At 56.3% G+C, this 21266-nt stretch carries 17 protein-coding genes and 1 tRNA gene; 3 read left to right on the forward strand and 15 right to left on the reverse strand.

The features are described from left to right. Nucleotides 1-66: 66 nt before the first annotated feature. The 8 genes from DFP98_RS31955 to DFP98_RS31990 form a co-directional block, all read right to left on the reverse strand. A complete protein-coding gene (locus DFP98_RS31955; RefSeq protein ID WP_181918069.1) occupies nt 67-1302 on the reverse strand; it encodes a response regulator transcription factor in 1236 nt (411 codons plus the stop codon). After that, entirely contained in the window at nt 1277-3055 is a 1779-nt protein-coding gene (locus DFP98_RS31960) for a cache domain-containing sensor histidine kinase (RefSeq protein WP_147310316.1), read from the reverse strand. The genes DFP98_RS31955 and DFP98_RS31960 overlap by 26 nt, the downstream gene beginning before the upstream one ends. 36 nt (nt 3056-3091) lie before the next feature. Further along, entirely contained in the window at nt 3092-3916 is an 825-nt protein-coding gene (locus DFP98_RS31965) for a carbohydrate ABC transporter permease (RefSeq protein WP_116064697.1), read from the reverse strand. Then, nucleotides 3913-4797, reverse strand: coding sequence for a carbohydrate ABC transporter permease (locus DFP98_RS31970; RefSeq protein ID WP_181918070.1), 885 nt, complete (start codon nt 4795-4797; stop codon nt 3913-3915). Before DFP98_RS31970 ends, DFP98_RS31965 begins: the two co-directional genes overlap by 4 nt. Nucleotides 4798-4861: 64 nt before the next feature. After that, nucleotides 4862-6184, reverse strand: coding sequence for an ABC transporter substrate-binding protein (locus tag DFP98_RS31975; protein ID WP_116064699.1), 1323 nt, complete (start codon nt 6182-6184; stop codon nt 4862-4864). Nucleotides 6185-6550: 366 nt separating this feature from the next. Then, nucleotides 6551-8914 carry a family 78 glycoside hydrolase catalytic domain gene (locus DFP98_RS31980; RefSeq protein WP_116064700.1) on the reverse strand — a complete coding sequence of 788 codons (2364 nt, stop codon included), beginning with the start codon at nt 8912-8914 and terminating at the stop codon, nt 6551-6553. Next, nucleotides 8911-11586 carry a glycosyl hydrolase gene (locus DFP98_RS31985; protein WP_116064701.1) on the reverse strand — a complete coding sequence of 892 codons (2676 nt, stop codon included), beginning with the start codon at nt 11584-11586 and terminating at the stop codon, nt 8911-8913. The genes DFP98_RS31980 and DFP98_RS31985 overlap by 4 nt, the downstream gene beginning before the upstream one ends. Nucleotides 11587-11680: 94 nt before the next feature. Beyond that, nucleotides 11681-12619 carry an AraC family transcriptional regulator gene (locus DFP98_RS31990; protein WP_116064702.1) on the reverse strand — a complete coding sequence of 313 codons (939 nt, stop codon included), beginning with the start codon at nt 12617-12619 and terminating at the stop codon, nt 11681-11683. Nucleotides 12620-12809: 190 nt separating this feature from the next. On the opposite strand from DFP98_RS31990, the gene DFP98_RS31995 reads away from it, so the two are divergent. The 3 genes from DFP98_RS31995 to sda all read left to right on the forward strand — a co-directional run bounded on the left by DFP98_RS31995 (nt 12810) and on the right by sda (nt 14103). After that, nucleotides 12810-12884 (forward strand) — tRNA-Arg (locus DFP98_RS31995). Nucleotides 12885-13037: 153 nt separating this feature from the next. Further along, on the forward strand, nt 13038-13622 hold the full coding sequence (gene clpP, locus DFP98_RS32000; protein WP_116064703.1) for an ATP-dependent Clp endopeptidase proteolytic subunit ClpP: 585 nt from the start codon (nt 13038-13040) through the stop codon (nt 13620-13622). A gap of 226 nt (nt 13623-13848) precedes the next feature. Beyond that, the gene (gene sda, locus DFP98_RS32005) at nt 13849-14103 is read left to right on the forward strand and encodes a sporulation histidine kinase inhibitor Sda (RefSeq protein ID WP_246016941.1); all 255 of its coding nucleotides are present in this window, start codon (nt 13849-13851) and stop codon (nt 14101-14103) included. A gap of 169 nt (nt 14104-14272) precedes the next feature. Here sda and DFP98_RS32010 read toward each other — a convergent pair whose 3' ends face one another. The 7 genes from DFP98_RS32010 to DFP98_RS32040 all read right to left on the reverse strand — a co-directional run bounded on the left by DFP98_RS32010 (nt 14273) and on the right by DFP98_RS32040 (nt 21192). Continuing rightward, nucleotides 14273-15034: an SIMPL domain-containing protein gene (locus DFP98_RS32010; RefSeq protein ID WP_181918071.1), complete on the reverse strand. Its 762-nt coding sequence runs from the start codon at nt 15032-15034 to the stop codon at nt 14273-14275. Nucleotides 15035-15155: 121 nt separating this feature from the next. Beyond that, complete coding sequence (locus DFP98_RS32015; RefSeq protein ID WP_094042918.1) at nt 15156-15425, reverse strand: HPr family phosphocarrier protein; 270 nt, start codon at nt 15423-15425, stop codon at nt 15156-15158. Between the two features lie 102 nt (nt 15426-15527). Beyond that, nucleotides 15528-16463 (reverse strand): DNA-binding protein WhiA, encoded by a 936-nt coding sequence (gene whiA / locus DFP98_RS32020; protein WP_116064705.1) that lies wholly within the window; start codon nt 16461-16463, stop codon nt 15528-15530. A 7-nt stretch (nt 16464-16470) separates the two neighbouring features. Continuing rightward, complete coding sequence (locus tag DFP98_RS32025) at nt 16471-17457, reverse strand: gluconeogenesis factor YvcK family protein (protein ID WP_116064706.1); 987 nt, start codon at nt 17455-17457, stop codon at nt 16471-16473. A gap of 9 nt (nt 17458-17466) precedes the next feature. Next, nucleotides 17467-18354 (reverse strand): RNase adapter RapZ, encoded by an 888-nt coding sequence (rapZ, locus tag DFP98_RS32030; RefSeq protein ID WP_116064707.1) that lies wholly within the window; start codon nt 18352-18354, stop codon nt 17467-17469. A gap of 113 nt (nt 18355-18467) precedes the next feature. Further along, nucleotides 18468-19421, reverse strand: coding sequence for an ROK family glucokinase (locus DFP98_RS32035; RefSeq protein WP_116064708.1), 954 nt, complete (start codon nt 19419-19421; stop codon nt 18468-18470). Between the two features lie 40 nt (nt 19422-19461). After that, on the reverse strand, nt 19462-21192 hold the full coding sequence (locus tag DFP98_RS32040) for a tetratricopeptide repeat protein (RefSeq protein ID WP_116064709.1): 1731 nt from the start codon (nt 21190-21192) through the stop codon (nt 19462-19464). Nucleotides 21193-21266: the final 74 nt, after the last annotated feature.

Consider the following 21266-nt stretch of genomic DNA (forward strand, 5'->3'; position numbering starts at 1 on the left):
TTGAGTTTCAAATTTTCGATAGATTCGTCCTCATCCTATCACCCGCCAAGCGCCCGGAACAGGACGTCAGCCGGGGTCTTGCTGGACGTTTGCTTGGTATTTTTTGCGGAATTCGATCGGAGACAGCCCCACCCAGGCTTTGAACACTCGATTGAAGTTGCGAACGCTCTGATAGCCCGTTTTTTCCGCCACCTCGTAGGCCGGAATGCTTCTTTCCGCGAGCAGCTGCTTCGCTCGCTCCATCCGGATTTCGGTGACATGCTCAGTGTAGGTTTTGCCTACTTCCTTGTGGAACAACCACGAAAAATAATCCGGATTCAGATGAACGGCATTCGCTACGCCGGTAGCCGACAGCTCCTGATCGAACCGCTCTTCGATCATCCGCAGCGCCTTGCGAATGGCCGGAGTGGCGACCTCGCTTCGGGCGTCGTGCCCGGCCTCAAGCAGCTGCAGCGTCAGCCATTCCGTCTGACCCTCCCGTGTCTGCTTCGCTTTACGCCGACAGGAAGGAAATTCGGAAACGTCGCGCAGCAGACAGAGGGAGGCCCGAAATTGGGCTTGGGAAGTCAGACGCCAACGCGCAAGCAAGCGCTCCGCCTGCCGCACGCTTCCAGCCCAGAAATCGGCTTCGTCCTCGTTATCGTGCCGCATCAGCACGATGACTTCATCGTTGTCTACGCGGTATACGCTGGCGTCGATTTCCCGGAACAGCTCCCCAGCAAACAAGTACAGCGGCAATTGATAGGACCGCGTTTCGACCTCGAGGGTCAGCATGGCGATCATTTGCGCTTTCGGATACAGCCCAAGCGCCGAAGCGCAGTCGTACATTTCGGCGACCGTATCGAATTCGCCGTTCAACAGTCTGCGAAACCGGTATTGGTCGGCAAGCTGCTCCGTCTCGTCCAGCTTTTTCCTCGCCCGGTTCTCTTCCTCCCACAACCGTACAACCTTTCGAACCATCTCCTCCAACTCTTCCTTTTTGACCGGCTTCACCAAATAATCGAGGCAGTTCAATTGAAGGGCGCGACGAGTGTAGTCGAAGTCGTTATATCCGCTAATAATGATGCCGCGAATGTCAGGCGAGAGCAGCCGAACCTCTGTAAGAAACTGCAAGCCGTTCATCTCCGGCATATGAATGTCCGTCACGATCAGATGAAACTCGCTGTTTTCCATCAGCCGCAGCGCTTCCGTCGCGCTCTCGGCCTGGGCGACCTCCACCCATTCGGGCGCGCAATGCTCAATAATGAACGCGATTCCCTTGCGCACGACGGGCTCATCATCTACGACCAGAATCCGGTGCATCATGTTCCTCCTTCAGCTTGATCGGCAGGACGGCCTTTGCCATCAGTCCGCCTTCCGGCGCGCGATCGATCTCCAGCCCGTACTCGTCGCCGCATACGAGTCGAATTCGCTCGTGGATGTTGCGAAGCCCGATATGCGCGGCATGAGGCTCATCCACCTTCTCCTCGTTTAACCGGTTCCGCGCGTCCAGCAGCTTGGCCTCCGTGAGCTCCTGCCCGCTGTCCGTCACCCGAATGCATAACCGGCGGCCTTCCGGAAAAATGAGGATCGAGATCCGTCCGGCGTTCTCCTTCAATCCGTGCGATATCGCATTCTCCACCAGCGGCTGCAAAATCAGCGGCACGATCAGGGCGTCGGCATACTCCTCGGGATAATCGACGGCGACCTCGATGCGTCTGGCGAAGCGAACCCGCTGCAGCTCCCAATATACTTGGAAATTTCCGACTTCCTCGCGAAGCGTAACGAAATCCGCATTCAGCCGCAGCGTTTTTTTGAAGAAGTCGCCCAACAATCCGATCATGCGCGCCGTTTCCTCGTCCTCGTTCATAATCGCCATCATGTAGATCGACTCCAACGTATTGTAGAGAAAATGCGGGTTGATCTGCGTCCGTAACGCATTCAACTGCGCTTGTTTTCTCTTGAGCTGGAGAACGTGCGTCGCCTCGATGGTTTCCTGCAGTCTTCGCGTCACCTTCACAAAATGCGCCGTAATCTGCCCGATCTCATCCCTGACTTCTCGCTGCGGCATTTGAACGGAGAAGTCCCCCGCGCCGACTCGGGTCATCATTTTGCGCAGCGATAGCAAAGGATCTGTGAGGCGGACGACAATCCAACCGTAGAACGCGGAAGCCAGCAGCAAACCGCAAGCCGCGATGAGAACGATATACGTTTTGATCGTCTCCAGCTTCTCGTTCAATACGTGAACCGGCACTTGATACAGCACAACCCAGTCCGAATAGGGTACGGTATAGGAGGCCATCCAATAGTCCTTTAACAAGCGATACTTATGATGCGGAAGGCGCAAATACTCGGCGGCATGCTCGTCCGAATCGCCTCCGCCGGATAAAACCGCTTCGCCGGATTTCGTGTATATTCCGAGACGGCCGTCGGCAAAGAGCGCGACATCGTCGCGAATCTTCTGCAATTCCGTATAGTTGAAATCGAAGGTCAAAACCCCCAGCGGCTGCCGCGTGGAAAAATCGTTAATAACCCGAGTCAGTGAGAAGACCCGGGCCGGCTGATAACCGATTTGCTCTTGGACGTGCGTTGGGGTAAGCACGATTTGCCCTTTTCTTTTCACCGCTTCCCGATACCACGTCGTTTTCGACGGATCGAAATCCGGCTGATGGGCGGAATTGCGCGCGGCGAAATACGCCGATCCGGACATCGGATAGAGAAAGATGCCCTCCGTATCGTTGCGAGGAACCAAAATGCGCTTGAAAAAGTCGGACAAATAAGCGTCGCTGTCGGGCGAAAGTCTCCCGTTTCGGGCTTCGACCATAATGCCCAACGCATTCGGGTCGAAGTACGGCCTCTCCGTAAGCTCGGCCAGCTGACGCAAATAATGATCGATATTGTTGCCCGTCTGACGCAGCACCTCTGCGGTCGAGGTGGAGATATTGTCGAACAGACTCGCGCGAAAAATTTGATAGGAGATAAAACTGATCGCACTCAGCGGAAGCAGAACGAGAATCACGAACGAGAATAGCAGCTTCTGTCGCAAGGAAATGTTAGTAAGAACGGAATGAAGCAAACGCGCCACCCCTGCCGCAATGTTGATCTTGATAGTCTAGCCTTTGAGCGCTCCGCTGGCAATGCCTTTCACAATATAAGACTGCAAGGCCAAATAGACGGCCAGATTAGGCAGCATGACCAGTACGATCAGCGGGAATATGGAGGCCCAATCCTTGGTATAAAAGTGTACATAGTTAAAAACCATCAAAATTACGGTTTGCTTGGAGCTATCCTGCAAGTACAGCAGCGGTCCCAGAAAATCGTTCCAGATGCCGAGAGTAAGCAGAATGACGGCCGTGGCCGTAATCGGCTTAAGCAGCGGCATAATGATGCGGCCGAACAGCCGATACACCGAGCAGCCATCCAATCCGGCGGCCTCCACGATTTCCCTGGATATCGTCCCAAGGAAGCCGACATAGAGGAAAACGAGAAACGGCAATTGCGACGCAGCCGTAATCAAGCAGTACCCCACATACGTATTGGTCAGATGCAGGGAGCTTGCCAGCTTGTAGAGCGGGAGCATTCCGAGCTGACCCGGAATCATAATGGAAGCGATCATGATCATGAAAATAGTTCGCCCGAACCTTTGGTTGCCGGCATAAATCGAGAAGGAGATCATGGCGCTAAGCACAATCGCCAAGGCGATCGTCAGCACAGTCACCAGTACGGAATTTCCGAATGAAAGAAAGATTTTCGCTTCCTGGATTACTCGTTCGTAATGCTCGAAGGTAACGGAACGAACCAGAGAAAACGGCTCCAGGCTCAATTCTTGATGGCTCTTAAGCGAACTGTTCACGACAAGGAACACGGGATACGACATGATCGCCGCAAATACCCAGATCGCAAGCTCCGTCAGGCGCGTTCGAAAGCTTCGCTTCATTGCATCCGCCCCTCCCTTCTGCGGAGGAATCCGAGCATCGCGATCGCGATCGCCGCAACGACGAAGAAATTGATGACCGCGCCAGCGGAAGCATATCCGACCTGGCCGGCCTTCAGGCCCTGCATGTACAAGAAGTACGTGATCGTGGTCGTCGACTCGATCGGTCCGCCCTCCGTCATGGCATATACATAATCGAACACCTTCATCGAATCGATCGCCGTCAGCACGGTCGTGATCGTCACGGAAGGGGCCAGCAGCGGAAACGTCACATGAACGAAACGCTGCCATTTGGTCGCTCCGTCCAGCTCCGCGGCCTCCGACAGCTCGATGGGAATCGTCTGCAGATTGGCCAGAAAGATCACCATCGACTTCCCGGCGAACTGCCAAATATTAACCGCCGTAATGGAATATAGAGCCGTCGCGGGATCTCCGAGCCATAGATGCGTCAAGCCGTCCAGACCGAGAAAGCGCAGGAACGTATTCAGAGAACCGTCAGGATCGAATATGCGTATCCAAATATAAGAAACGACCAGCATGCTCAGCACGGCCGGAGCGAAGAAGACCGTTCGCAGAACGTTGCGAAACCGAATTCCACTATCCAGCGCCAAGGCCAGCACCAGTCCAAGGGCATTTAAGCCCAGGGTTACGATCAGCGCGTAGCGCAAAGTGTGAAACAGCGCAGGGAAAAATTTGTCGTCAGAGAGCAAGTAGCTGTAGTTGGAAAAACCGATATATTTCGGAGCGGATAATCCGTTCCAATTGGTCAGCGAATAGTAGAAGCTGCTTAAGTTCGGGTACATAAAGAACAGCAGAAACAATAAAAATCCGGGCAGTAGGAATACCGCGTAGAACGGCAGTCTTTTTTCTTTCTTTAGCAGCATTCGGGCACATCCCATCTTAAAAGCGCGACAGCGACGATTGGCCGCTGTCGCGCTCCGTGATTCTTTAGCGGTTTTGCTCCACATACTTCTTCATTTCCGCATCCAGCGCTTGAGTAACGCCTTCGACGGTCAATTGTCCGTACAGCAGCTTCTGTGTGTTGGTTTGGAATTCCGGCTGCAAATTCGGATTGATCCATCCCTGATCCAGGAACCTCCAATAGTTTCCTTGCGCGATCGCGTCGGCGATCGGCTTCAAGCCTTCCTCCACATCTTGCTTCGCCTGCATATTGGTTGGGAACGAGTTCTGGCTCTGCGCCCAGGACGCCTGATTGGCAGGGTCCGCCCAGAATTTCAAATACGTCTTGGCCGCTTCGATCTGCGCGGAATCCTTGTTGATCGCCCACGTCGTGCCGACAGCCGCGGCAGCCCAGATCGCGCCTTCCCGGTTCGGAAGCGGGAACATTCCGAACTGCAAATCCGGATTGGCTTGCTTCAGCGAAGGATACGCCCAGCTCCCGTTAATCATCATCGCAGCTTTGCCGTTGGCGAAATTGTTTTGCGCCGCATCGCCGGACAATCCTTGCGCATCCTTCGGCGCATAATTTTTGTAGAGATCCTCGTAGGCCTGGAACATCTCTTCCCACACTCCGGCAAATGTGCCTTCGCCCGCGTTCATCTTATCGTCGAAGTCCGGATGATTCGCATAAATCCATGAAGGCGCGAACGTATACGTATCGAAAATCTGCCAGTCTTTATTCAAAGCAATGGCATTCATACCCGATGCTTTGATCTTCTCGCAAATTTCCAAAAACTCGTCGTACGTTGTCGGAACGGCTAATCCCAGCTTTTCGAACACCTCTTTGTTGTAGTACACGCCAAGCGCCGCCAGATCGTTCGGCAAGGCGTACAGCTTTCCTTCGAAGCTCGTGACCGATTTCGCGCTGTCCGCGATGTCGCCGGCCCAAGGCTCGCCGGACAGATCCAGCAAATAATCCGCCTCCGCGTACGGTCCCAGGCTGGAATAGCCGGGATGAACCATCACGACGTCGGCCAGCTCTCCGGAAGCCGCGCGCGCCTTCAGCAGCTCTTTGTACGCGGTCCCGCCTTTCGCTTCCAGCTCGATTTGAATTCCTGGGTTTTCCTGCTCGAATTTCTCGTTCAGCTGTTCCATATTGCCGATTTCCTGGCCCGACTTGAAGCTGAGCACCTTGAGCGTAACTTGCTTTTCCCCGGCAGGCTCCGAAGTCTGGCTCGTAGATTGCGAAGCAGCCGGAGAGCCGCTCGAAGTCGGTTTTGCTCCGTCCGTATTGCCGGAGGAACCGCACCCCGACGCCGTAACCGCGGCGGCAAGGATGACCGTCATGAGATAAGCCGATTTCTTGTACAACAGGTGTACCCCCTCGCAGATGTCCTATGTGGTCTTTCTGTTGCTTATTTTATCACCCGCCTTGCAGCGGCTAACAGGACGCCAGCTTGGCAAAGATGGACATCGGCTTAGAGTTTTGCGGACAGTCGACATGAGGAAGCGGACATCACAAGCGAAGTTGCTTAAGATGACCCATACACAAAGTAAGGGGTATGTATCTCCTGTAGACGCCTCATACGCTCCCGAAATTACTCTGCAACGGGTTTACCCATTCAGATTTCGGGAGCGTATCGCATCGGAAGGAGGTACATACCCCTTTAACCTTTAGTATCGATCATCTGTCAGAGCAACTTAAAGGGGCTTATGGACAGCCCCCCTCTTAGCCTCTTACGCAAACGTCAGCGTCAAGCTTTCGCCGACTTCGATCCAGCCGTTCACCCTTCGATCTCCCTCTGCCTCATCTGCTCCGTCAATCGCATACTTGGAGATATTGCCGTTCTCCACCCGGATGCGAATCGGCCGGTCGGTCGTCAGCGCATACGACCAGCCACCCGCTTCCTCCCGCTTCCATTCGATGCGAATCGAAGCCCCCTCGTCGGTCAACGACGGGATGACGCCGGAGGCGGACGATACGGAGCCCGGCTGGAACAACAGCCGGTGACGGTTCGAATCGCGCTCATCTGGGGCCGGGATCAAGCCGAGCAGATAGCGGGACAGCTGCCAAGTCGGGGCCGCCGACCACGGATGGCAGTGGCTCCAGCGCGTGTCGAACACCTCCAGCAGCGTCGTTGCGCCCTGCTCCAGCATCCACCCCCAGCAGTTTCGGTACTGCTCCAGAACGAATTCGGCCTCCCCGGCCTCCCATAACGCCTGCAACGAAAAATAGGCAAAGCTGGGGGTGATCAGCCGATCGCTCGCCGCATCCGGGTGGGATAGCCTCGGCGCCTGCGGGTCGTTCGGGAAGCAGCTTGATATATGCCGCTTGACGAATTCGACCGCAAGAGGCTTCGTCCGCTCGTCGAACATCTCGTTCAGCAAGCCGAGAACCGTCGCATGAAACCCCGCCTTGCGTTCTTCGGGCGCACTCGCTCCTTCCGCCGGGACCGACTTGGCGAGCAGCCCTTCCGCCGTCGAGTAACTCTCCCCGGCGATCCGCCGCATCTCCTCGGCCTGCGCCAGCCGCAGCTCCGCCTCGTCGGCCTTGCCGAGCGCCCGCTCCCATGCCGCCATTTCCTTCAGCGCCATTATTAGCAGTAGATTCAAGCTGACGTTGATCTCTCCCGCGGAAACCGAATGCCCCCAATCGAGAAAATCCCAGGTGCCCGGTGGCGGACATGTGCCTCTAGCCCCCTTGTGCGAGATAAAGAAGGCAAGCGTGCGCTCAGCCGTGTCGTAGCCTTCCCGCAGCAATTCCAAGCTCCCGGTCAACCGACTGTAACGAACGCAACCGATAATCCAGTACAGGGCATACGAAGTCAAATACGCCTCCTGACCCGGACATAGCCCGGCCGCCAGTCCATCCTCGCTTCTCCTGCGATAAGAGGCTTGCAGAAGCCCTCTCCGCACCAGCTCCAGGTTGCCGTAGACGACGCTTAGCGTCTCCATTCCCGTAACCGCCGCATCCCCCAGCCACTGTCCTCGCTCCCTCGTCGGAGTATCGATCAGAGCGTCTTCGCAGCAAGCCTGCAAGGTCGCCGCGCCCATACTCCAGATTTCGTTCAACAACGGATCCGCGCACTGAAAGCTTCCTGCCGGTCGGTCATAAAGCGTCCGCATCGTTCCTTCCGCACGAAACACCCGAGCTTCGGACGAGGAAGCGGCGATATGGACCTCCAAATACCGGAAGCCCCGCGGAACGAACGTCTGCAGCACCTGCCGCCCGCCTTTGGCGATCCAGCGGTCCATATTGCAGGAGGTGCTGGCGGAGAGCGTGATGACGGGATGCACCTTGCCATCGGTTAGCGACTCGCTGTACCCCGCCTCCACGATTGTCCCGGCGGGAGCCTCAATCTCGATCCGCGGCCGGTACAGGCCGATCCGGCCGAGATCGTAGCGCACCCAGAAGCCGTCGGCCGGAACGCCCGGCCGAAGATCGCGGCTAAGAAAGCGCAGCGGGGGATCGTCGTCGATATAGCCGAACCGGTCGGCGTATTCGCCCCGGGCGATCTCTTCCGCTTCCGCGGGCAGACTCAGGCAATCTCCGATCGTCTTCGGCCCGTATGCCGCATCTCCGAGCGGCCTAGCAACGACAACCGGCTCCGTCCAGCCTTCGCCTTCGAAAGCCAGCTGCAGATTCGGCAGCCTCCGGGTGTCGCAGTTCTCCATCCAGCCTAGCTGCCCGTTCACCCTGCGTTCGGTCGGCCCGAAGGCAGCCAGCTCTATGCACTTCCACTCAAGCGGCAGCGCTCCGTTCGGACCGGTCGCCTCGCATTGCAGGAAAGGAGGGAGTCCGCCCATCAGAATGCGCGTGTGCACGCCGTAATCATGGACAATCGCGGAGAGGACATGCTCCCCGCCGTCCAAAGCCGACAGCTCAAGCTCATCGTATTCCGGCCGATCGGGAGAGAAACGCGCCGGACCTTCCCCGATCTCCTCGCCGTCCCAATACAGTCGATACAGACTAATGCCAAAAACGCGCAGCCGCAGCGGACCTGCACCGGCAGCTTGGCCGGAAATTCGCGCCTGAAACAGCACGTAGACGTTCTGCGACCGACTGGGCGCAGGATGCCATAAACAAGGAACGCCGATCATGCGAATCCCTTCCTCTCTTCGAATGCTGCGCGGCTTTCCCAAGCCGTCAATGTTACAGGGCCGATCAGACCAGCAGGGGCCGGAACGTCCCTGCGGAAATCGTCTTCCCTGAAATAGGGGCCGAGCGTGTTGGTCACGGTTACCCTGAGCCGATTCTCGCCGGACTTAAGCGCCTCAGGCGGGAGCACCCACCGGTAAGGAGGACACAGCCTTGGAGACAGCTCTTGGCCGTTTACCGCAAGCGCGGCGATTTCTCCGACCTCTCCCAGATCCAGCGCGTAACTTTCCTTCAAGCTGTCCAGCTCGAACGACGCCTCGTAGTCGACGCTCCCGCAGAACGCCTCCATCCCCTCCATACGGCCCCAATCGCCAAGCCCGGACAAGCGAGCCGAGTCAGGCGCCGGAGCTTCCAGGAGAGAGCTGCGAACGGCCGTCGCGCGCCATTCCTCGACACGTCGCTCCCCGATTCGCATCTTCAGGTGGAGATTTCCATCCTCCGTCCGCTGCGCACGATGCCACTCGTCTGTAGAGAGTCCCAGCTCCGCCGCGCTCCCCCCATGTCCGTCTCCGTCCGGATCGACGACAATAAAGCAGGATTCGTACGGCTCCAGACGAATCGGAGCGCGAATCCGATCTCCCGCACGGTCGTACAGCGGCAGCTTCTCGATTTTTCCGTCCATCGGCGTCCAGCGCTCAGCCACTCCGTCAGCGGGAAATGCGACGATGTCCTCGAACGTCTCTTCGACGCTTTCGTTGTTGAGGAAGAAAATCTGCAGGCCGCTCTTCTCGTAATGACAGAAGCGAAGCTCGGGGAACGGCTTCGTCGTTCCGACGCCTGGCGCCAGCCAATGGGACAGGCGCTCCGCCAATTCGTCCAGCCCGACGGGCTCTCCGCCTTCCACAGCGGCACGGTTCACCGACACCACCTTGCCTCCGGACCGGATAAATGCCTTGAGCCGTTCTCGAACCGATGCCGGAAGCCGGACGATCCCCGGAAGCACGACGACGGAGAAGCGTTCGTCGCGGATACGCAGCGTTCCTCCCCCAATCTCGCAGCGATCCTCGTCTACCAGCAGATCCATCGACAAAATATCAAAATCGTACTGGCTCTGCATCAACGCCTTGCACACCCCATCCAGCTCGTTCTCGTCTCCTCCCCAGTGCGCCTCGGCCGGATACAGGACGGCGATCGGCGCGACATGCCGCGCTTCCCTGAGCATGAGGCAGGAACGGTTCGCGTAGTCCCCCCATTGCCTGAAATACGGCCACTGCGGATTGCGTCCGCCCGCATAGAAGTGAGGAGGACAATCCGGATCCGGAAAAATCGGGGAAAACGCGTGCGGCACATACCAATTCGTCCCCCTGGCCGTCATCCAGTCGGTCAGCCATTTCATCTCCCGCAGGCCGAGGTCCCAGCCGTAAGCGCCGAAGTTCTCGCACATGACCAAGCTTGTGCCTACCTCCAGATGCGCCGCCGATTGGGCCAGCTTGGCCAAGGTGTAGTGGAAGAAGTCGGGATAAGGACGGTCACGATACGTTTTGAATTGCGGAAAATGCTCCTCGTAGGAGGAGCTCTTCTGCTCCGAATCGACCTGGCGCAGCACGAAATCGTAACCGCCCATATCGAAGTGCTTCGTCGTACGAAAAAAATGCCCGACGCCGAAGCCGTGATTCATATGCGCCCGATTATCCTCGACGACGTGCCCGATGAACTGCACTCCGTTCGCGTGGCACCAACGCTGGATGCGGGCGAAAAAGTTTTCCGAGAACAGCTTCGTAAGATGATCCATAAAATCGGTCCGGAAGCTTGCGGCATTCTCCTCGTCCTCGTCCAGCCACAGCGCTTCGACGCAGCCATACAGGTCGTATCCGCACCTCTGCTCGAAAGTATGCCGCACCGAACTCGGCCACGGGAAGCAGGGCGTCTCCTCCCCGAATAGCACGTCGTAGGAACCGAAATTTTCAAAGCTGGTCTCGTCCCCGAAGAAGCCCTTCAAGGTCGTGCCCCAATATTCCGGAAAACGGCGCTTGGTCGCTTCGTAGGTAAGCTCGATAAAGCAGTCCGTCACTTCGGGCGACAGGTAATCGACCATCTTGTCGAACATGCGCCCGCTCCACGAGGGCTTAACCCCGATGACATGGACCGTCCACGAAGCCGCCTCTCCCGCTTCCCGACGCTCGCGCGCCCATGCCTGCCATTCCGTCCATTGCGCGAATGCCGCCCGTTCTCCCCTCTCCTCAGGAACGCAGACGATTTTGAACAACTCCCCGTCCAGAGGCATGGCCTCGGGCTCTTCCCCTTCGGCGCTCCACAGGAAGCTCGTCTTCGTCAGCACCTGCATCCGATAATCGGGCATTCTCTCCAACACTTTGCCTCCGGCAATGCCTGACGGATAATATTCCTCGTCGAACATCCATACGTCCATGCCAAGCCTTCTCGCTTCGTCCAGACAGATGCCGACGTCCCTCCACCAGCCTTCGCCCAAATAATCTGCGTGAGGGCGAGACTCGATGACGAAGCCGCCGCAGCCGCCCTCCTCCATCGCGCAAATCTCCCGGCGCAGCGCTTCCTCCGTCTCCTCTGGCGCTCCGTGCAGCCACAGCAACGGAAACAGGCTGCGCGGCGGTTCGTCGGAAACAAATCGCTCGCGCAGCAAGTCGGATGATTTCATGAAAATGCCCTCCTCTGTCGATCATAAGCCGATTGTAGCAGTCGGCCGATTCGACCCGGGAGGGCGCAGCTATCGGATGAGGTGGACAATACGATCATTTTCCGGCGAGAAAGTGCTCGCGGTATTGCTTGGGGCTCATTCCTTCGCGCTGCCGGAACAAACGGCTGAAATACTTGCTGTCCTCGTAGCCGCAGACGAAAGCGATCTCCTTCACCGACAGCTCCGTCCCCAGCAGCAGCCGCGCCCCTTTCTCCATCCTGAGCTTGGTCGCATACTCCAGCGGCGGGAGCCCGGTCTGCTCCTTAAACAAGCGATGAAAATGAGGAGCGCTAAAGAACACTTCCTCTCGCCAACGATTGTGGATCTCGCCCGCGTCCGTGTTGTCCCTTACGGCATCGTGGATTTTCAGGATATAATCGGTAATCTCCGCTCTGCCCTTCGATTCCGTCTTCGTCTTCCTGTCGCCCAGCGACTCGTATGTCAGTTCGCCTTCCTGAAGCCCCGTCGCCAGAACCAGCAGCAGCCGCAGCATAGCAGACTGCAGCTCAAGCTTGCGGAAAGGCCGCTCCTCGCGGAACGCCTCGACGACGCTCTCGATCAACCTGCGGATTTCCTCTCCTACCCCGTCGATCCTCACCAGATTCGGCAGCCAGACGGAGCTCAAGCTTGATGCTTCCCCGGGAGCTTCGTCCGGGCGGATCGGTCCGGCCTCTTCCCCGACGATCTGCAGAAGCTCCTCTTCCGAACGAGGCTCCCAATCGAAATGAATCGCCCAATGCGCGTAACCGGACGATGCGTCGAGGTCGTCCCGAAAAGAGTGCAGCACCCCCGGAGGGATCATAAGCAGGCTCCCTTCCTTGTAAACATACGGCCCGCTTTCCGTGTACAGGACTCCTCGTCCCTTGTCGACCAGAATAAACTCATGGTCGCGAATATAGCGAGAGGGTACCTTTAACGGGAAATCCGTATAATGAGCGAAGCGCACGTAAGGCCTGATCTCCCTGAATTGCGCCAATTGAACGAAGGGCGGCATCGTCTTTCATTCCCCTACTATAAGCTGTGTGGTTGGTCCTTTATAACTTTTCGCAGAAAATGGCCGGATTCCTTCAAGACTAGCAGACGTTCCTTTTGTCCGCTCCCGCTCCGAACTCCAAAATTTAAATGCCAAATCCCTTGCATTTTCAGCCTCCATCCCCTATAATAACTCTTGCTGTACTTAACGAGCGCCCGTGGTCCAACGGATATGACGCAGCCCTCCGAAGGCTGAGATTGAGGTTCGATTCCTCACGGGCGCGCCACCTATACAATTAACATACCGGCCGACTCGGCCGGTTTTTTTGTATTCTCTCGATCGATGAAACGCTCCACGCAAATCAACTTTGACTTTCTTTGACTTTTGCACTCGAATTCGCTATGATAAAAAAACCAATACATGAGGAGGGACGCCAAACATGAGTTTTGTACCTATGGTTGTCGAGCAAACCAATCGAGGAGAGCGGGCTTATGATATCTATTCCCGCTTATTGAAAGATCGAATCGTATTTCTGGGCACACAGGTGAACGACGTAGTCGCCAACTCCATCATCGCTCAGCTGCTGTTCCTGGCGGCCGAAGATCCGGAAAAGGACATCCACCTCTACATCAACAGCCCGGGCGGTTCGATTACGGCCGGAATGGCCATATACGACACGATGCAGTTCATCAAGCCGGACGTCTCCACGATCTGCGTAGGCATGGCCGCATCGATGGGCGCATTCCTGCTCGCCGCCGGCGCGAAGGGCAAGCGTTTCGCCCTGCCGAACAGCGAAGTGATGATCCACCAGCCGCTTGGAGGAGCCGAAGGCCAAGCCAGCGACATCGAAATCCGCGCGCGCAGAATACTGAAGCTGCGGGATAAGCTGAACGGCATTCTCGCCGAACGCACAGGTCAGCCTTTGGAGAGAATCGAGAAGGATACCGACCGCGACAATTTCATGGAAGCCGAAGTCGCTCGCGAATACGGACTGATCGATAAAGTCATCGACAAAGTCAATTAATCCGCTTCACCGCCAAGGAGCTGTTCCGCCTCGTCAAGAGGACGGGAACAGCTCCTTTTTTACCGAAAAATAAATAGCATAATTCCATATTTATGTCAATAAAAATTCAAAAGATTGAATGCCCTCTCTGCTAACCCGCCAAACCATGGTATCCTGTAAGATGTAGGATTCCATTTAGACCCAGTTCTAGCTATCTCTTAGGAACTTTGGAAGAGAGGAATTATGTATGCTCGAAAGACCGTATCCTTATTTAGTATCGTCCGAGACTCCGTCTGCGGCAGGCTGCGCGAACTCCGTTCCCGTAGACATGGTAGCAGCTCGTCGATTGAGCGATAAAGCATCCTTGCTTCGCCCGCTTAAAGATGAGCATCTGTTGGAAGTTTACAGAGAAGCCAAGAAGATGAATCTGTCTCACGAGTTCATCGAGTTGTTGGAAGAAGCGCTCTCTATTCGACAGTTGAGCCACTATAAGGAAGCCTAAATCTGCATCTTGTTATCGCACATCTTATTCCTGCCCGCCCGCCGGTCTTGGCGAGCGGTTTTATTTTTTTCAAGGTGGGACAATCGACAAAAGGCCGCCTCGCGCGCCGAAGGTCCCCTGAACGGGAATCCGATCGATGCGCGAGACGGCCTCTACCCAGCCATCCGCCTTACTGCATTTCGTATTGAACGGTCACCTGCGTGCTGATCTCGATCTGCCCCGATTGCACCGAGGAGGATGCACCGGCTGCCGAAGCCATTTCATTCATCATGACCTTCGCTTGGTCGCGGGCGTAAACAACCGGAACGTTGGCAACGTCGCCTTGCACGATGTTGACGACGCCCTTCAGCTGACGGTTGGCCGACGTCGCTAACACTCCTGCTTTAGCGGCCGCATTTTCCATCGCCTTCTTAAGCGCATCAAGCTCGTACTGCTCCTTCTTCTCCGTAGAGAATTGCACGCCGTCCAGACGATTCGCGCCGGATTCGGTCAGAGCGTCGAACAGCTTGCCGATGTCCGGAAGCTTACGGTAAGTCACTTGAAGCGAATGAACGGCAATATAGCCCTTCAGCACGCGTCCGTCCTTCTCCGTATAATCGTATTCCGGCTGTACGTCGAACCCGGTCGTCGTGACGTCCTTCTTGGCGATGCCGAACGTCTCGTACAGCGTCTTCTCCACTCCCGCGAACTGCTTGGCATTCGCTTGCTGAGCTTCCGTCGCTTTCTTCCCGCGCGTCTCGACCGCCAAGCGCAAATAGGCAACGTCCGGCTCCACCATTACCGAACCGTTGGCTCCGACTGTAATCGTGTAAGGCGCCGCTTGCGCAGTTTCAGCAGACACTGTATTCCCCTCCCCCTTAACAAATCCGAACCATCCAATCACCGCTGCGGCCAGTACGACCGACAACACCTGCAAAGCTCCTTTTTTCATGACCATGCCCCTTTCATCGGTTTGTCTTTATAAACGCGACGAGAGAGACAAATGTTTCACGCCTAGGACAAAAAATCCATAAACGCAAAAAGCCCCTCCAGGGGGCCTCATGCAGAACTTATTATTGATTTTCCAGTTCTTCTTTGCTCACAAGCTGCACTAAAGCGGTTACAGCCTGTTCTGCGTCCGAACCTTCCGCACTTATCGCAACTTCCGTCCCCGAGCTGATCGCCAGGCTCATAATGCCCATGATGCTCTTCGCGTTAACCTTCTTCTCGTCCTTCTCTACGAAGACGTCGGAAGAAAATTTATTGGCCTCTTGCACGAATAGTGCCGCCGGTCTGGCGTGAAGACCTGTCTTAAGCCGAACGACTACCGGCTGTCTCGTCATGGACCGGATACCCCCTATCTTTAATTCGTCCCACTAGTCGGGACCTCCCGTACTCCAGCTCTACATCATTATAACATTGATATGAACAAATGCGCCATACGGTTATGCCCCGCCGTTTCGGATTTTTTCCGCCAGTTCGTCGAGCTTGCGGAGCCGATGGTTGACGCCTGACTTACTGACTTGCCCTTTCAGCAGATCTCCGACTTCCTTCAAGTTAATATCGGGATGCTGAAGTCTGACTTCGGCTACCTCCCGCAGCTTGTCGGGAAGATTGTGCAATCCCATCTCTTTGGCGAGCAGCTTGATATTATCGATCTGCCGAACGGCGGCTCCGATCGTTTTGTTCAAGTTGGCCGTCTCGCAGTTGACGATGCGGTTCACGGAATTGCGCATGTCCCGCATAATGCGGACATCCTCGAATTTGAACAGCGCCTGATGCGCGCCGATGATGTTCAGAAATTCGATGATCTTCTCGCCTTCCTTGATGTAGAGGATAAACCCTTTCTTCCGCTCGATAAACCGGGCGTTCAGATGGAACCTGTTCGCCAGATCGACGAGCGCCTTGCAGTGCTCCTCGTACATCGACGAGATTTCCAGGTGATAAGACGAGCCTTCGGGATTGTTCACTGAGCCGCCCGCCAGGAACGCGCCCCGCAAATAAGCTTTCTTGCAGCAGCTTTTGCGCACAAGCTCCTTGTCGATGCTTGGATGGAACAGAAACCCTTCCGAGACGATGCTCAAATCGTTCAATATCGCTTCGGAGCCGGCCGGAATGCGCACGACATAGACGTTGTTTTTTTTCAGTCGCATTTTTTTACGAACGAGCAGTTCGGTCACGACTGTAAAATGACGCTTTAACAACGTATAGATCCGGCGCGATATGGCGGCGTTCTCCGTAGCGATGTCCAGCATGACCCTGCGGTTCGACAGCGAGATCGTACCGTTCATTCGAATCAGCGCCGACAGTTCCGCCCTTTCGCAGCAGCTGTCGCCCTCAAGCATCGTGAGCTCCTTTTTGGTCTGCGCTGCAAAAGACATGCCTTTGTCACCCCTTTCTGAGCATCCAGCCCTCGACCAGCTGGTAAATATGCTCGCTTAGTTTCTTCGCGTCATGACGCAAGTAAGTGCGGAACAGGACAAGCTTGTCTGCAATTACCTTGTAGCCTCTCCGGGTAACTTCCTCCAGATCGAGGTGAACCGCCTTGGACCCCTGTTCGGCGTACAAGCTTTCCACCTGCGGGGGAATTTCCCCATCGTTCACAATAACATAATCGAATAGATGATGGCCGATATGGGCGTGAACGGCGGCCAGGTGATCGCTGACGGAGTAATTGTCCGTCTCTCCCGGCTGCGTCATGACATTGCAGACGAACAGCTTAACCGCATCCGATTCCACGATCGCTTCCGCCAGCTCCGGTACGAGCAGATTCGGGATAATGCTCGTATATAGGCTTCCCGGACCGATCAGTATCGCATCCGCTTCCCGGAGCGCTTCTACCGCTTCCGGAAGCGCCTTAACGTCGGGCGGCTCCAAGTACACTCTGCGGATAGCGAGTCCGGACTTCGGAATCGACGATTCTCCCACTACGATCGAGCCGTCTTCCATCTCCGCCTTCAGCACGATCGACTGGTTAGCCGCCGGCAGAACGCGTCCCCTGACGGCGAGAATCCGGCTTAGCTCGGTAATGCCTGTAACGAAATCTCCGGTAATGTCCGTCATCGCCGCCAGAATGAGATTGCCGAGACTATGTCCGGCCAAGCCCGTACCGTTCTGAAATCTGTATTTCAACACTTCGGCCATCAGCGGCTCCCGATCGGCAAGCGCGGTCAGTACGCTGCGAATATCGCCGGGCGGCGGAATCTGCAGCTCCTCTCGCAAAATGCCGGAGCTGCCGCCGTCGTCGGCGACCGTGACGATGGCCGTGATGTCCAGCGGCTTTTGCTTTAAGCCGCGCAGCATGACGGACAGACCGGTGCCTCCGCCGATCACGACGATTCGCGGCTTGCGCGCAAGGGATTGTATTTTGCTCATTCCCTCACCTCAATGCCGATCGCGCTCGGAATCGCGGTGGCTCACCCGCACCGATTCCGTTTCGCTGGCTCCCAGTCTACGTCCCAAATATTCGGCCAGCGCCACTGATCTGTGCTTGCCTCCCGTACAACCGATACCGATTACGATCTGACTTTTACCTTCCTTGTGGTACATCGGGATCAGAAACTGCAGCATATCGAGCAGCTTCGTCAGGAAGGTCTGCGTCTCCGGCCACTTCATCACGTAATCGTACACGTCCGGGTCGGCGCCCGTTTTTGGACGAAGCGTGTCGATATAATGCGGATTCGGCAAAAACCGGACGTCGAAAATGAGATCGGCATCGATCGGAACGCCGTATTTGAATCCGAACGACGTGACATTGATCGAGATGTTGTTCTGATCCATATTCGTAAACCGGGCGACGATTTTCTCCTTTAACGCCGCCGGCTTCAGGTTGCTCGTATCGATAACCTGATTGGCCCAGCCCTTCAAATCTTCAAGCAGCTTGCGCTCCGAATGGATCCCGTCCAGCGGCAGTCCGTCCGGAGCAAGCGGATGACGCCTGCGGCTCTCCTTGTAACGCTGCACAAGCACCGCATCCGTCGCGTCGAGGAATAGAATCTCGTAGTGGATCGTACTGTTCTCACGAATGTGGTTCAACGATTCCGACAGCGCCGTGAAAAATTCGCGTCCGCGCAAATCGATAACCAGGGCCACCTTGGCGATTCTCCCCTGCGACTGGTCGATTAAATCCGCAAACTTGGGAATAAGCACCGGCGGCAAATTGTCGACGCAGAAAAAGCCTAGATCCTCCAAGCTTTGCACGGCGATCGTTTTGCCGGCTCCCGACATCCCGGTTATAATGACGAGCCTTGGCTGCGTCGTTATCGTATCCATGCCCTTCCACTCCCCCTGAGGCTCATCTTGCCATCGTCCCTTCGCAGAACGACGAATAACATGAGGCGCCCGGGACCGCCTCACAAGCTGCGGAGCCGAGCGCCTTGCTGCGATTATGCCCGCAGGAACAACCCCGCCGCTCCTACCACTCCGGCGTTGTTGCCGAGCTCCGCCGCTACGATCTCCACGCCTTCCGTAGCGTTCGCCGGCGTCAGCTTGCGAAAGACTTCGCGGATTTGCGAGAACAAATACTCTCCTGCTTTGCTTACCCCGCCTCCAAGAATAAAGCGCTGCGGATTGACGACGAGCGCCACGACCGCCATTGATTTGCCCAAGTAGAACGCCGCCCGGCTGACGATCCGTACAGCCACCTCATCGCCTTCCTTCGCGGCGTCGATGACGTGCTTGGCCGTTAATTCGCCCTCCACAAGGGCGAGTGACGTCTTGTCTCCCCTGGCAACGGCGTCCTTCGCCATCCGAATAATGCCCGTGGCCGAAGATACGGTCTCCAGGCAGCCCATCCTGCCGCAGCCGCACTGGATCGCTTCGAGATCGGGCACGATCGTGATATGGCCTAGCTCTCCCGCCATTCCCGAAGCCCCTTCAATCAACCGATCATTCAGAACGACGCCTCCGCCGACACCGGTTCCAAGCGTATAGCAAACGCAATTCTGCACGCCTCTCCCCGCTCCGCCCCAGGCTTCGCCCAGCGCCGCTACGTTGGCGTCGTTGTTGATCTTGACCGGCTTGCCCAGCTTCTCTTCCATAATGAACTTCGCCGGCACATCCTTGAACGGAAGATTCGGCGAGAAGTTGATGATTCCTTCCGGAATGTTAAGGAACCCGGCAATGCCGATGCCTACGCCGACGACCTTCTCCCATTCCTCCGTTCCCGGAGGCACGAGCTCCCGGACATAGGCTGCAATATTGGACAGAACGGCATCCGCTCCATCGGAGGCTTGCGTGGGGCCTTCATAAGTACGGAGCAGGTCTCCCTCCTCGTTGCACAAGCCTACCTTAATGGACGTTCCGCCCAAATCTACGCCTACGAACAATGAATCTGACATATTGTCGACACCTCATAAGAAATAATAAGAATACTCGCCGTCAATGGAACGACGGCCTCGTCAAGTCCAGCTTCTCCCGAATTCCGCAGGCTTCGTCGATCCGATTCGCATACCGGCTAATACTCGCCTGAGACACGCCGTATCGGCTGACCAGGTCCGCATAAGTCACCGTTCTGCGATGCATCTTGGCCGTCCAATACTCGAGCGCCGCCGCCCATCCCGTCGACTTGTGCAGCTTCGGCACATCCGGATATACGCGCGACAGAAAATCGACCCACAACGTCATCATATCGTGCTGCTGTACAACGTCATAACGCCCGGACATTCCTTCGAGCGCCTGCTCGAGCACCGTCTGCCATGCGCTGTCCCATACCGGAAGCTGCGCGGATTTGCGACGCGCCTCCAGCGTCAGCGCCCGTCCGCTGAAGATGACGGAAAGCGAATCCTGCACTCCGATGGAGCGGAGCACCAGCACAGCCACCCGCTTCAGTTCGTCCTCCTCGTCCGGATCGACCAGGAAAGCTTTTAGCGCCTCGACCACCTCGTCGTCCGCAACAAGTCCAAGCGCCTGAATAACCTGCACCTTCGTGCGGCGATCGCCGTGCCTAAGCGCCCAGAAGAAAGAGGAGCGGATGAGAGGATCGCTCTTAAGCGCCTCCGTCACCTGGCCGGGGCTGTTTTCCCACTGTTTGAACTGCTCTTCGAAAGGAAGATGGTAGTGATAATGCGCAGGAGGACTCTCCTCACCCGCACTTACCCGCTCCAATCGCTTCAGATGGAATGCCGGCACCTGGGAGCCTGGATCGAGCTTCTCGGCCTGCTGCCAATGCTTCTTGGCCTCCTCATACCTATGCAGATTTACCGCCGCAATCGCGGCAAAATGATGCAAACTCGGCTCTCCCGCCAACTCTCCCGTGCGCAGCAAACGACGGAAATGCTGGTACGCCTCGCGGTGCTCCCCTACGATGCCCAGCGTTGTCGCCATTTTGAACACATGCTCGGGATGAAACGGAATCGTCTTGTTCAGCTTGGAGATCAGCGCTTGAAGCTGCCCCTGCTGATTGGAATGCTGATAGAAGATCGCCAGATTGCACAGCGCGTGCAGATTGCCCGGTTCGGCGTCCAGCACCTCCGTAATCGTCGCAATCGATTTGTCGAACAGTCCCATGTAATAGTATGCCAATCCCAGGTTATTCCTTGCGGCCAGAAAGTCCGGCTGCCGTTCGATAATTTCTTCCAGCATTTTGACCGCCTCGGCGAACCGGCCTGCCTCCAGCAGCTCCCGTGCCTTGTCGTGCGCGTAAATATTTTCTTTAGCCTTGATGGTCGACAGCTTCGCCGGGCGGTTCAGCTCATAGTGAAGCAGGTCGAGCAGTTCGTCCGACTCCTCCAGAAATTGGCCCTCCGTATCGTTCTCCAGATACCGGACGAGCGCCTCCTCGGCCGCTTCGAAAAGCTCCATATTGGCATAGTTATTGGCCAAATAGTAATAGCATTCCGTCATCGCCGGATCGATCTGATCCAGCACCGAGCGCAGAATCACATTCGATTCCTCGTACCGTCCCATCTCGGACAGAATGCCGGCCATATTGCAGTGGTTGACCGGATTCTCCGGCTCATACTCCACCGCACGGCGAAAATATTTCAGTGCCTTGTCGTAATGGTACCGATCCAGCGACTGTACGGCGCGCTCGAAGAAAAATGTCGCATCCAATCTCATCGGGATAACTTTGGGACGCCGGGGTTTCGCAGCGCGCTTCCGCTGGTTCATCGCAAGGCACCTCCCTCGTAGTCTGAAACTCGTTATCCAAGATTATAACACAGCCTGCGCCGTCCATAAAATAA

It is taken from the genome of Cohnella phaseoli, assembly GCF_003386235.1.
Classification (GTDB): Bacteria; Bacillota; Bacilli; order Paenibacillales; family Paenibacillaceae; genus Cohnella; species Cohnella phaseoli.

Bases quoted from the DNA above. Each gene is read 5' to 3' on its own strand.
- DFP98_RS31955 (WP_181918069.1), bottom strand. From the start codon at position 1,302: ATGCACCGGATTCTGGTCGTAGATGATGAGCCCGTCGTGCGCAAGGGA.
- DFP98_RS31965 (WP_116064697.1), bottom strand. From the start codon at position 3,916: ATGAAGCGAAGCTTTCGAACGCGCCTGACGGAGCTTGCGATCTGGGTA.
- DFP98_RS31970 (WP_181918070.1), bottom strand. From the start codon at position 4,797: ATGCTGCTAAAGAAAGAAAAAAGACTGCCGTTCTACGCGGTATTCCTA.
- DFP98_RS31980 (WP_116064700.1), bottom strand. From the start codon at position 8,914: ATGATCGGCGTTCCTTGTTTATGGCATCCTGCGCCCAGTCGGTCGCAG.
- DFP98_RS31985 (WP_116064701.1), bottom strand. From the start codon at position 11,586: ATGAAATCATCCGACTTGCTGCGCGAGCGATTTGTTTCCGACGAACCG.
- DFP98_RS31990 (WP_116064702.1), bottom strand. From the start codon at position 12,619: ATGCCGCCCTTCGTTCAATTGGCGCAATTCAGGGAGATCAGGCCTTAC.
- clpP (WP_116064703.1), top strand. From the start codon at position 13,038: ATGAGTTTTGTACCTATGGTTGTCGAGCAAACCAATCGAGGAGAGCGG.
- sda (WP_246016941.1), top strand. From the start codon at position 13,849: ATGCTCGAAAGACCGTATCCTTATTTAGTATCGTCCGAGACTCCGTCT.
- DFP98_RS32010 (WP_181918071.1), bottom strand. From the start codon at position 15,034: ATGAAAAAAGGAGCTTTGCAGGTGTTGTCGGTCGTACTGGCCGCAGCG.
- DFP98_RS32015 (WP_094042918.1), bottom strand. From the start codon at position 15,425: ATGACGAGACAGCCGGTAGTCGTTCGGCTTAAGACAGGTCTTCACGCC.
- whiA (WP_116064705.1), bottom strand. From the start codon at position 16,463: ATGTCTTTTGCAGCGCAGACCAAAAAGGAGCTCACGATGCTTGAGGGC.
- DFP98_RS32025 (WP_116064706.1), bottom strand. From the start codon at position 17,457: ATGAGCAAAATACAATCCCTTGCGCGCAAGCCGCGAATCGTCGTGATC.
- rapZ (WP_116064707.1), bottom strand. From the start codon at position 18,354: ATGGATACGATAACGACGCAGCCAAGGCTCGTCATTATAACCGGGATG.
- DFP98_RS32035 (WP_116064708.1), bottom strand. From the start codon at position 19,421: ATGTCAGATTCATTGTTCGTAGGCGTAGATTTGGGCGGAACGTCCATT.
- DFP98_RS32040 (WP_116064709.1), bottom strand. From the start codon at position 21,192: ATGAACCAGCGGAAGCGCGCTGCGAAACCCCGGCGTCCCAAAGTTATC.